The sequence below is a fragment of the Desulfosporosinus sp. SYSU MS00001 genome (assembly GCF_049943955.1).
In the GTDB taxonomy this organism is placed as follows: domain Bacteria; phylum Bacillota; class Desulfitobacteriia; order Desulfitobacteriales; family Desulfitobacteriaceae; genus Desulfosporosinus.
This window is the reverse complement of record NZ_JBNFTW010000008.1, coordinates 190,031-201,238: the sequence shown is the minus strand read 5'-3', so window position 1 is coordinate 201,238 and position 11,208 is coordinate 190,031. Positions and strand designations below refer to the sequence as shown.

Genomic DNA, 11,208 nt, shown 5'->3' with positions numbered 1-11,208 from the left:
ACGGGAGCAGCAGGAGCGACAGGCGCAACGGGAGCAGCAGGAGCGACAGGCGCAACGGGAGCAGCAGGAGCGACAGGCGCAACTGGAGCAGCAGGAGCGACAGGCGCAACGGGAGCAGCAGGAGCGACAGGCGCAACGGGAGCAGCAGGAGCGACAGGCGCACCGGGAGCAGCAGGAGCGACAGGCGCAACGGGAGCAGCAGGAGCGACAGGCGCAACGGGAGCAGCAGGAGCGACAGGCGCAACGGGAGCAGCAGGAGCGACAGGCGCAACGGGAGCAGCAGGAGTGACAGGCGCAACGGGAGCGGCAGGAGCGACAGGCGCAACGGGAGCAGCAGGAGCAACAGGCGCAACGGGAGCAGCAGGAGCGACAGGTGCTACAGGTGCAACTGGAAATGCACCAACTTTAGCCTATACTGATGCAGCTGGACCAATTACCGTATATCCGCCCTTAGACACTGAAGTTACTGTTGCGAGTGTCACTCAAAGTGTTGTGGCAGGACAACAGCTGAAAATTGATTATGCTTTTGCTGTTGAATTTGTAACAACTGCGAACTGGGCATTTGTATTTGAGACACGCTTGTACAGAGATGCAACGCTGATTAATACCCGGACATTCAATAGAAATGCTGCTAGTGCAGGAACTCAGAGATTCCCCCTTTCAAGCACCTATGTTGATGTAGCACCCGCTACCAGTGCCAGTTCGACCTATAGTGTCAGAGTTATCGTAACAACGGCTACCAATATTACCTCAGGAGCCACTGGAGCTAGTATTGATATGAATATCATCACATTTACACCCTAGAATGACAGGAGTATTTGCTTCAAACGCGGCCGCAATGTCGCGTTTGAAGCTTAAGTTTAAATTGTTTTTTATTTGACCATGAATTAGCCACGACTAATTGTTTCTCGAATACTATGAATTGTGACTTATAATGAGACTTTGAGGTGCAGATAATGGAGAATAAATCCATTACTATCAGTTTGTGTATGATCGTTCGAAATGAAGAAGAGACAATTGCTCGGTGCCTGGATTCCGTGCAGGGGATTCCGGATGAAATAATAATAGTTGACACTGGTTCCATAGATCGAACCAAAAATATTGTTAGTGGATACACGGATAAGGTTACCGATTTTCCCTGGATCGATGATTTTGCGGCCGCGCGTAATTTTGCATTTAGCCAGGCAACTAAAGATTATATCCTGTGGTTGGATGCAGATGATATTTTGGCGGATGTTGATCGTGAAAAATTTCTAAAGCTTAAGAAGGAATTTGATACATCTATTGATATCGTTAATATGCCCTACCTCTTGGCTTTCGATCAATCTGGCGCGGTTACGTTTAGTTTAAGACGAAACAGGCTAGTCAGAAGAAGTAAGAATTTTCGCTGGATTGGTGCTGTTCACGAATATTTAGAAGTCTATGGATCTATTTTAAATTCCGATATTTGCGTAACCCACAAAGGGTTAGAACGAGGCGATTCGGACCGAAACTTGAAAATATATGAAAAACGAAAAGCGAATGGAGAAACCTTTTCGCCACGAGATTTGTATTATTACGGCAATGAGCTTTTCGATCATCAATTATTCAAACGGGCTATTAAGGTTTATCAGGAGTTTTTAAAAACAGGCCAGGGATGGGTTGAAGACAATCTTTCTGCTTGTGGGAAACTCGCGGAATGTTTCGAGAAGTTAGGGCAGAAAGATAAAGAGTTGCAGAACCTCATGAAATCCTTTGAATACGCTATTCCGAGGGCCGAGTTTTGCTGTCGTTTAGGATTTTATTTTCTAGAGGCTAAGAAATACGAACAAGGAGCTTTCTGGTATAACCTGGCGACTCAATTGAAAAAGCCCCTTGACAGTTGGGGTCCACGGATAGAAGCCTGTTGGACATGGCTGCCGCATTTACAGTTGTGCGTTTGCTATGATCGCTTGGGTAACCAGGAATTAGCTTACGAGCATAATGAAATCGCAAGAAAATATTATCCTAATAATCCTCAGATCCTTTTTAACAAAAAGTATTTGGAAGGGGTCCTGGGAATCGGCAAAGGAGACGAACTAGATTGAGATTAGATTGGCATGAAGATTTTATCGTTCACTTGGCAAGCGTTATCCGTCCGCAGGTATATATTGAACTCGGGTTGTTTAAGTGTACTCTTTTTAATCGAATGATCCCCTACGCCGGTCAGTTAATTGGCGTTGATATTAATCCGAAAGCCGGTAGTTATATGCAAGCATCAGCCAATACCCGTTTTTTTAATGGCAGTACTCAGGAGTTTGCAAAGGAACTTGAAAAAAATTCGCTGCAAATAAACATGCTATTTATTGATGCCGATCATTCCAAAGAAGCGGTGCTGAACGATTTTTGGGATTATTTTCCTCACGTAGCTCCTCACGGTCTAATCTTATTTCATGATACGCATCCTGGGGAGGAGTACCTGATTCAGCCTGAATGGTGCGGTACTGCCTATAAGGCTATTGAAGAGTTATTAAAGGAAACCGGTCCTTATGAGTTGATGACAATTCCGGTTTCGCCCGGTTTGACCATATGCAGGAAACGCCAAGCTCAATTATCTTGGAAGGAAAGTTGATAGTATTTCATTTAAAAAAACAGTGCTTTGCAAATAAATAGAGCTAATAAAGTGGAAGCAGGTAACGGGCCTGCTTTTACTTTATTAGCTTTTATTTAACTATAAAATTTTAGTTCACTTTTCTATATGGTGTACTAAAACGAAAGATCATAGATTATTCTTCTAAATCTATTTGCATCATGATCTCCTTAATATTACCGTGATAGGGCATTAAAATTGATTTTTTAAATTCAATAAATTTTATGCCTTGGTAGGGACCAATGTCATAGCCATAATTTTGTTCAGCCAATTTTCTGGTAATAACATTACCTTCCTCTTTCCACTTTTTGAAATATTGTTCTCTAGCAAAACCTGATTTTTCATAGTTCCAAGATGTTGGCAAGTAAATATAGTTGATTTCCTCGCTTTCATAATAACCGATGTCAGCTTCTTTTAGCCTTCTGGCGAAATCGACATCTTCATAACCGCCGCCGATAAAACGCTCGTCAAAAAAGCCGATCTTTCTTATTAAATCCTTTTTGAATCCGAAAAATCCAAATCGATAAAGGGCAACGATTCCCCAGCCATCTTCCAGCATTGTCAGGATTTTTTCCACTGCCTTAAGGGTTGGGCGAGCTTTATCGTTGCATATAATTATCGTCTCGAAGTTACTCGAGGTTATAGAGTCATTAACAAGTTTCGAAAATGAGGGATAATTAGTGCCGTCAAATATTCGACTGTTGAGACCTTCCAAACACAATTCTGCCTCTTTGCTTAAGTGCGGTCTGTTGGAAATTATGACTATTTCATAATTCATAACTTGTCTCCTCTAGAATAGTTCTCTATTTTAGGCTTAGTAGGAAAGCTTCAACTTGATCCGCCGTACGCTGCCAAGTCCAGCTTTGAGCAAAAGCCTGTCCTTCAGAAGCTATTCGCTGACGTTCGGCATCAGTTCTTAGGAGCCGATAAATCGCTGAGCTTAACTGCTCGAAGTCGCTGGGGGGAACAAGCAAACAGTTTTTGCCACTTGTTACATAATCACGGTTTCCGCCGCAGTCTGTTGTCACCACGGCTGTACCGCAGGCCATTGCTTCAAGAGGAGGCAGACCGAAGGCCTCGAAATAGGAGGTGTAAACAAAGAGGTCAGCCTGAGCGTACAGTTGGGCCATCTCAAGATCAGAAGTAGTGGTCTTAATTTGACAGGGAACAGGGAATGCAAAATAGGCGTTCTCAGGAATTGAAACGGTAAGGTCAAAATCAACTTGATTTTTTAATAAGTTGATTGCTTTCAGAAATTCCGGGCCTCCTTTCCAAGTGTACCCGGAAGCAGGGTCACGCATAATATAGAAAATGTTTTTGCGCCCGGTTGCCAGAGAACGCTTGGGATGAGGACGAAAGGTTAACGTGTCAACACCGGCGTTAATGACGGTACTTTCCTTGCCTGTTTCCTTCAGCAGAAGTTGGCGGTGCCATTGAGATATGGACATAATCGGAGCTCCGATCAGATAGCTTTGCTTGGCTGTTTCCGCATCAGGGACCCAGAGGGGCTCATACCCAAGGCTAAGACGCACCACCCGGCCTTTTTGTGATTCCCAAGCAGGTCTTACTGTGAGATAAAAATTAGGCAGAATGAAATCCGCTGAAGGAATAGAGGAAGGGGTAAGTTCACTCACGCGTCTTAATTTGGTTCGCAAGGGCCAGACTTGAGCCCCTTTTTGGGGCATAACAACTTCCACATCATGGCCTTTATCCTGCAAGGCATTGGCTAAATGGTAAATAAAACGTGCTCCCCCACCCATTTCTAAACTAAGAACCGGAAACACAATTTTCATGGTTTGTCCTCCCTTTTGCTCGGTACTACATACTATGCGGCTAAGTGGGCGATTTGTGCCTGAAGGCACTTTACGGGACAATTTGAATAGGATGTAGGAATAGAGGATGTAAAAATAACAATCGGAAGGATGTTCAGCCAGTGACCGTTAATGTCGTAAATCATAAAGATTTCCTCACAACAATTAATGAACTTCTTTGTGGTTCCCGAACGGTTTTAGATATTGGGTGTGGTTTGGGTACGACTCTGACAAAGCTTCGCTGCCCGATAAAAATCGGTGTGGATGCTCATCGACCTTATTTAGAGAAAGCCAAGGCCGAAGAACCGTTGGTTACTTTGAATTTCAGAGCAGAACGCTTGAGAGAATTGTTTCTTTTCAATTCTATTGATAGTGTCACTCTGATTGATGTGCTTGAGCATTTTGAAAAGGAGGATGCCCTTGACGTCCTTAACCAAGTCGAGGAAATTGCGGCTCAAAAGGTTATAATTTTTACGCCAAGGGGATTTTTTCAACAAAATGATGTCGATCATTATGGTTTAGGAGGGGAAATTTACCAGCGCCATCGATCAGGCTGGGAGGTTGAAGAATTCCAAAGTCTCGGCTACAATATAATAATTTTTGCTAAGTTCCACGATCAGAAAAATAAGGCCTTTTTGGAGGTTTACGGTGAAAAGGCTGAACCCATTGATGCTCTCTTAGCTTGGAAGGACTGCAGCTCAAGAAAATCAGAACCGGAAGGCGGAAAGTGACATTAAATTTTGGAAAGAGATTTTAAAGCTGTTCCCTTTCTCTAGGTATGGCTGAGCTCGAATAGTAAGGCCTCCAATTTATCTGCCGAGCGGCGCCAGATCCATGGCTGGACGAATTGCAGGCCGGTTAGAGCAAGCCGATCCCGTACATTTTTCTGTCTCAGCAACTGTAATAGCGCAAGGGTTAATTCGTTAATGTCGCTGGGAGGAACTATTAAACAGTTCTCACCGTTTTTTGCATAATCGCGGTTACCTCCGTTATCTGTAGTTACCACGGCAGTTCGGCAGGCCATGGCCTCCAAAAGCGGCATGGAGAAGGATTCAAAATAGGAGGTGGAAACAAAAATATCTGCCTGACCATAGAAAAGGGCCATCTCTTGGTCCGTTTGGGCTTTGACAATTGTATAAGGAACAGGTGCCCAGTAGCTCGCTCCCTCTGGGGTGACGACCTGGATATCGAAGTCAGGTATAGAGTATTTTAGTTGCCGGCAGGCTTCCCAAAAATCATCACTGCCTTTCCAGGTGTAGCCATGTTCCTTAGAACGAAGGATGTAGGCAATAGTCAGACGCCCTGTAGATAGGGATTTTTTTGGAAAAGGATGAAAAACTGATGTATCAACACCTCCAGGTATAACAATGCTGTCTCGCCCGGTCCCCTGGAGAATTAATTGCCGATGCCATTGTGACAGAGAAATTATAGGAGCATCTATAAGATAAGACTCTCGTGCTTTTTCTGCTTCTGGAACCCACATAGGTTCATAACCAAGGCTAAGTCGAACGACTTGGCCTTTTTTTGATTCCCAAGCCGGAAAGACCGTGGGATAAAAATTAGGGAGCAGAAAATCTCCGGCAGGTATGGTTTGTGAAGTAAGTTCCTTTACCCGGGTGATATGGGTGCGCAGAGGCCAGGCAATGGAAGCGTTTTCAGGGACTACAATTTCCACATTGTGTCCTTTATCCACCAGCTCATTGGCTAATTGATAAATAAAGCGTGTTCCTCCGGTTTCTAAACTTAGAACGGGAATAACTAATTTCATTGATAAATCCTCCAATAGTTCATGTCAGTATCCTAAACCATTCTTTATAGTCTATGTTGTGTTCCTTGACAAAGTGGCAGGAAATGGGTTAAAAACCGCCATCTTAGTGTCAAGATTAAGTGGACTTCCATACCATATAGAGATGAGATTTGGGGAGGATGGAACCTAAAATGAAAATATGCGTGGTTGGTTTGGGTAATATCGGCTTTAATCTATTCACATTCCTCTGCGAAAAATTTCCGGGTGATGTCAGCGGAGTTGATGTGGATAGGAAGAGGGTTGAGGAATTATCGCACCAAGGTTATAAGGTTACTGACAATTATCAGGATTTAGTTGGCATAGATGTATGGCTAATGGCACCTTCTACGGGTAATCAGGCTGAAAATCTGTTTGCAGCTCTGGAAGCCATGATTATTCGTCCAGGTGCTTTAATTTCCATTGAATCGACGCTGCCGCCGGGCACCATGAGTCGTGTACGCGATTTTTTGGAGAAAAAAGGATTCCAACTGGGAAGCAATATTTTTCTGATCCATGTACCTCACAGAGTCATGTTCGGGGTTGACAAAACGGTCTGCGATACACCAAGGGTTTTGGGAGCGTTTACGAGCCCCTGTCTGGAAAAAGGGCACCAGTTTTATTCCCCTCTAGTACCTGAACTGATAGAAGTGTCAGATATTCGAGTTGCCGAGTTGTCTAAGGTTGTGGAAAATGTCAAGCGTTATGTCGATGTTGCCTTTGCTCAAGAAATTTATAGTTTCTGTGTTGATCAAGCTTTGGATTTTGACGATTTAAGAAGAGCAGTGAACAGTAAAAGTAACGTTGAACTTTTGGGTACTGATTGGGGTATTGGCGGGGAATGTTTGCCAAAAGACTTAGGATTCCTGCTAAACGTCTGTTCCTCATCATTGCTGGAAGGTGCAGAAAAAGCGGATCAGAACTATAGGGATAAAATCGTCAGCCAAGCGGGTTCCGGCAAGGAAATCCTAGTTAGGGGATTGGGCTACAAAGCAGGGGTTAAGGATCTTAAGTACAGCAGGGCCATCGATTTGATTAAGGCCTTGGAAGCTGCCGGAAATACTGTAAGGGTAGAAGATCCTTTGTTTAGTCCGGATGAACTTCTCAATGCCGGTCTTAACGTTTATCAGAATAACGATCCGGAAACTAGGAAACGGCAATCAGTGCCCAATAAGATCATTCTTGAACGGCAAAAGGCCTTAAATCCAATCGAAGTAGCTCCAATCCAATCAGATCCGGATGACATTGAAAAAACAGCCTCTCGACGCTTAAAAAAGAGTAATTTTCAGGATAAAGTAATTGACTTAATTCAAAAAAATCTAACCAAGGCAATAATAAGCGGAAAAAGGAGCAATTAAGATGGCCAAACTATTGATCACAGGCAGCCAAGGAACTTTAGGTTCGCGACTGGTAGAAGTCATGAGAAATCGGGGGCATGAAGTTTGGGAAGTCGATTTACAGCATCATCCCGGCGAGAACTATTTTAGGGCGGACATTGCTGAATACCGTCAACTGGAACGAGTTTTCGAGCAAAACTATGATTATGTATTTCACTTAGCTGCCGAATTCGGCCGGATCAATGGAGAACATTATTATGACACCTTGTGGAAGACAAACGTTATCGGGACACGCAATATTTTAGAGTGGCAATTGAAAAAAGGCTTTAAATTAATATTTACAAGTTCTTCTGAAATCTATGGAGAGGCCGCCGAACCGCTTTTGACTGAAGATTTACCCCAAAAAAAGACGATCATTCAGCATAATGACTACGCGTTAACAAAATGGGCTAATGAAGTACAAATCATGAATTTCGCAAAGAAATACCAATCTCCCATTGTTCGGCTTCGTTTATTTAATGCCTATGGACCAGGAGAATATTATCATGCTTACCGCAGCGTTATTTGCCTTTTTATTTACCGGGCCTTAATGGGTATGCCTTACGATGTTTTTGAGGGATATTACCGGGTCTTCATGTATGTCGATGATTTAATTCCGACCATTGCGAATGTAATTTCAAACTTTAAACCCGGAGAGGTGTACAACATTGGCGGAACAGAGTATCGCAGTGTCCATGAGCTCAGTGATTTAGTGCTTAAGTATACGGATGGTAATCCCAAACTGGTCAATTACCTTCCGGAGGACAAACACAATACAGTCAGCAAACGGCCTGATATCAGCAAAGCGCGGGCTGATCTGGGACATGAGCCTAAGGTAACTTTAGAAGAAGGATTGCCAGTTACTGTGGAGTGGATGAAGAAGGCTTATCGGGAGGGTCGTTAATGCTGCCGCCGAAAGTAAGTGTGGTCATTCCCACCTATAATCATGCCAGATATTTGCCTTATGCCCTGGAAAGTGTCCTTCAGCAAACTTATCCTAACCTGGAAATTTTGGTTGTTGATGATGGCTCGACGGACGGTACGTCAGAAGTCGTGAAGCCGTATCTCTCCGGAATCCGCTATCTGTATAAAGAAAATGGAGGGACCCCAAGCACTTTAAACTTGGGAATATCTCAAGCAACCGGCAAGTACATTTGCTGGTTGAGTGCTGACGATGCTTTTCTAGGGGATAAAATCGCGAAACAGGTTGCTCTCATGGAAACTGAGCCCGGTTTTGGTTTCAGTTATACGAGCTTTGTTGTGATGAATGGTAATGGTGATGTCCAATACGAGGTCAATTCACCCTATTATCCTGACAAAAAGGAGATGGTGAAAAAGCTCTTTCAAGGATGTTTTATCAATGGCTCTTCCGTAATGATGAGAAGCTCTGCTCTGAAGCAAATTGGCAAGTTTGATGAAAACTTGCCCCAGGCCCATGATTATGATTTATGGTTTCGTTTTTTGCATGCTTATAATTGCGGATTTTTAAGTGATCATTTATTAGCCTACCGCTGGCACGGCAGCAATATGAGCCAAAATCCAGATGAAGCTTGTTCTGTCATTGTTAGAGAACGTGCCAAGCAGTTTTTCCCGGATTGGTTAAATTAATCAAAGGGGATGGAACTATGGCCTTATTATCAACTGGATTTATCAAAAATTTAAAAGCCTCTGGCGAAAGAACAAGCTCCACTCTTGCCGTGAAAATTACGAATCGTGATTCAGTGAGTACCATGATTCGTATTAATGGCTTTTATTTGACAAGTACAGAGACAAAAACGGAATACGTTTTGGATGTGTTAACCATACCGCCCGAAGGAGAGGTAACGAATAACTATTTTGCCGAATTCGATGCTTTTCAATTTCAGTTTCTTTGTAATTCGGATGAGGTGGAAATTTCCGTATGGGGGAAAAATCCCTCCGGAAATTTAGCGGAAGTCTATCAGGTACACTCGGAACAGCTTTTTCCCATGGAAGCTAAAGAGCATATTTATGTTCCAAACTCTAATTCCAATAAGGTGTCTATTATTGATGGGGGAACAAATACCTTGCAAGGAGATGTTGCTGTTGGCTTAGGTCCCTTTGGAATAAGCGTGAACTCGCTTACAAATCGCATTTATGTGGCTAATTTCTGGAGCAACAATGTCTCCGTTATAGACGGGGAAAGCCAAACTGTTATTGCTAAGGTTGCGGTAAATTCGAATCCCCTCGGAGTTGGCGTGAATCCGGTTACTAATCGAATTTATGTTACTAACCGGGGAAGTAATAATGTCTCGGTAATTGATGGCTTAGCTAATGTCGTTATTGATAACATCTTGGTTGGTGCTTCTCCGGAAGGGATAACCGTTAATCCGACGACGAATCGAATTTACGTTACGAATCAAGGCAACAAAGTTTCAGTTATTAACGGTAATACCAATACAGTTATCGCCACTGTAGAGGTTGGGGGCTGAATATGGTCTGAAGGGGATTAAAGAATGAAGGTTATGACAATATTAGGTACGCGTCCAGAGATTATCCGTTTGAGTCGGATTATACCTATTCTGGACAATCTCTGTGAGCATATCCTTGTGCACACCGGCCAAAATTTCGATCGGACCCTTAATGATATATTTTTTACTCAACTTAACCTGCGTACTCCTGATTATTTACTCACTTGCCGAGCAACAATGCCGATGGGCCAAATTGGTCAGATACTCAGTGAATGTGAACGTGTGCTGCTCAGGGAAAAACCGGATCGCTTGCTTATTTTGGGGGATACTAACAGCGCTTTGACAGCAATGATTGGTAAACGTCTGCGAATTCCGGTCTTCCATATGGAAGCTGGCAACCGTTGCTATGATGACAAGGTACCGGAGGAAATTAATCGCCGGGTGATTGACCATTGCAGCGATATTTTGTTACCTTACACGGAACGAAGCCGAGCCAATTTGCTGAGGGAAGGCATAGAAGGAAAAAGAATTTATGTTACTGGAAATCCAATTGGAGAAGTTCTTGCCTATTATGCTGAGAGGATCGCCGTTAGCCAAGCATTAAAGACAATGGGCGTCAGCGGCAAGGGTTACTTTCTTGTGACCCTGCATCGAGCCGAAAACGTCGATGACGAGAGGCGGCTGAATCAGTTGGTTACTGCTTTGCAAAGGTTAGTAAAGGAATACGGGATACCTTTAATTTGCAGTCTTCATCCCCGGACCCGTTCACAATTAGAGAAGTATCGGCAATCTTTTGGCGGCAAAGGGATTCAAGTTGTTGAGCCCTTGGGGTTGTTTGATTTTATCTGTCTGGAGAAAAACGCTTATTGTGTCCTGAGTGACAGTGGTACTGTTCAGGAGGAGTGTTGTCTCTTTAAAGTTCCCAATGTAACCCTGCGTGACGTCACTGAGCGTCCTGAGACCGTGGAGTCGGGCAGCAATCTCATCTCAGGATGTGAACCGGAGTCTGTACTCAGGGCAGTGAAAACGGTTTTGAATTTAGAGGCAGATTGGGAACCTCCTGCGGAATATAAGGAAGAGAATGTCAGCCGCAAAGTCGTGAAAATCCTATTTGGGGAAAGCTGATGGGTTAGAATTGAAGAAAACAAAATGACCCAGCGTAATCTAAGAAGAGTATGCTGGGTCTAAGTATTAATGTGAT

At 43.5% G+C, this 11,208-nt stretch carries 11 protein-coding genes and 1 pseudogene; 9 read left to right on the top strand and 3 right to left on the bottom strand.

From position 1 onward, the window contains the following. From ACPUYX_RS15370 to ACPUYX_RS15360, 3 genes and pseudogenes are all read left to right on the top strand, one after another. A pseudogene (locus tag ACPUYX_RS15370) lies at nucleotides 1–804 on the top strand (hypothetical protein); the annotation flags it as partial. Nucleotides 805–956: 152 nt separating this feature from the next. Further along, a complete protein-coding gene (locus ACPUYX_RS15365; RefSeq protein WP_426380509.1) occupies nucleotides 957–2,066 on the top strand; it encodes a tetratricopeptide repeat-containing glycosyltransferase family 2 protein in 1,110 nt (369 codons plus the stop codon). After that, entirely contained in the window at nucleotides 2,063–2,590 is a 528-nt protein-coding gene (locus ACPUYX_RS15360; protein ID WP_426380508.1) for a class I SAM-dependent methyltransferase, read from the top strand. Before ACPUYX_RS15365 ends, ACPUYX_RS15360 begins: the two co-directional genes overlap by 4 nt. Nucleotides 2,591–2,744: 154 nt before the next feature. Here ACPUYX_RS15360 and ACPUYX_RS15355 read toward each other — a convergent pair whose 3' ends face one another. Together ACPUYX_RS15355 and ACPUYX_RS15350 are read right to left on the bottom strand one after the other, a co-directional pair. Next, nucleotides 2,745–3,386: a glycosyltransferase family 2 protein gene (locus ACPUYX_RS15355; protein ID WP_426380507.1), complete on the bottom strand. Its 642-nt coding sequence runs from the start codon at nucleotides 3,384–3,386 to the stop codon at nucleotides 2,745–2,747. A 25-nt stretch (nucleotides 3,387–3,411) separates the two neighbouring features. After that, complete coding sequence (locus ACPUYX_RS15350; protein WP_426380506.1) at nucleotides 3,412–4,401, bottom strand: glycosyltransferase family 4 protein; 990 nt, start codon at nucleotides 4,399–4,401, stop codon at nucleotides 3,412–3,414. Nucleotides 4,402–4,541: 140 nt separating this feature from the next. Between ACPUYX_RS15350 and ACPUYX_RS15345 the strand changes: the two genes are divergently transcribed. Next, a complete protein-coding gene (locus tag ACPUYX_RS15345; protein WP_426380505.1) occupies nucleotides 4,542–5,150 on the top strand; it encodes a class I SAM-dependent methyltransferase in 609 nt (202 codons plus the stop codon). A gap of 41 nt (nucleotides 5,151–5,191) precedes the next feature. Here ACPUYX_RS15345 and ACPUYX_RS15340 read toward each other — a convergent pair whose 3' ends face one another. After that, a complete protein-coding gene (locus ACPUYX_RS15340; RefSeq protein WP_426380504.1) occupies nucleotides 5,192–6,187 on the bottom strand; it encodes a glycosyltransferase family 4 protein in 996 nt (331 codons plus the stop codon). Between the two features lie 170 nt (nucleotides 6,188–6,357). Between ACPUYX_RS15340 and ACPUYX_RS15335 the strand changes: the two genes are divergently transcribed. From ACPUYX_RS15335 to wecB, 5 genes are read left to right on the top strand one after another with little or no spacing between them, the layout of a single operon-like run. Further along, nucleotides 6,358–7,560 (top strand): UDP binding domain-containing protein, encoded by a 1,203-nt coding sequence (locus tag ACPUYX_RS15335; protein WP_426380503.1) that lies wholly within the window; start codon nucleotides 6,358–6,360, stop codon nucleotides 7,558–7,560. Nucleotide 7,561: 1 nt separating this feature from the next. Further along, nucleotides 7,562–8,482: an NAD-dependent epimerase/dehydratase family protein gene (locus tag ACPUYX_RS15330; RefSeq protein ID WP_426380502.1), complete on the top strand. Its 921-nt coding sequence runs from the start codon at nucleotides 7,562–7,564 to the stop codon at nucleotides 8,480–8,482. Beyond that, on the top strand, nucleotides 8,482–9,186 hold the full coding sequence (locus tag ACPUYX_RS15325; RefSeq protein ID WP_426380501.1) for a glycosyltransferase family 2 protein: 705 nt from the start codon (nucleotides 8,482–8,484) through the stop codon (nucleotides 9,184–9,186). Before ACPUYX_RS15330 ends, ACPUYX_RS15325 begins: the two co-directional genes overlap by 1 nt. 17 nt (nucleotides 9,187–9,203) lie before the next feature. Continuing rightward, nucleotides 9,204–10,028 carry a YncE family protein gene (locus tag ACPUYX_RS15320; protein WP_426380500.1) on the top strand — a complete coding sequence of 275 codons (825 nt, stop codon included), beginning with the start codon at nucleotides 9,204–9,206 and terminating at the stop codon, nucleotides 10,026–10,028. Nucleotides 10,029–10,052: 24 nt separating this feature from the next. Then, the gene (wecB, locus tag ACPUYX_RS15315) at nucleotides 10,053–11,132 is read left to right on the top strand and encodes a non-hydrolyzing UDP-N-acetylglucosamine 2-epimerase (protein ID WP_426380499.1); all 1,080 of its coding nucleotides are present in this window, start codon (nucleotides 10,053–10,055) and stop codon (nucleotides 11,130–11,132) included. Nucleotides 11,133–11,208 lie beyond the last annotated feature (76 nt).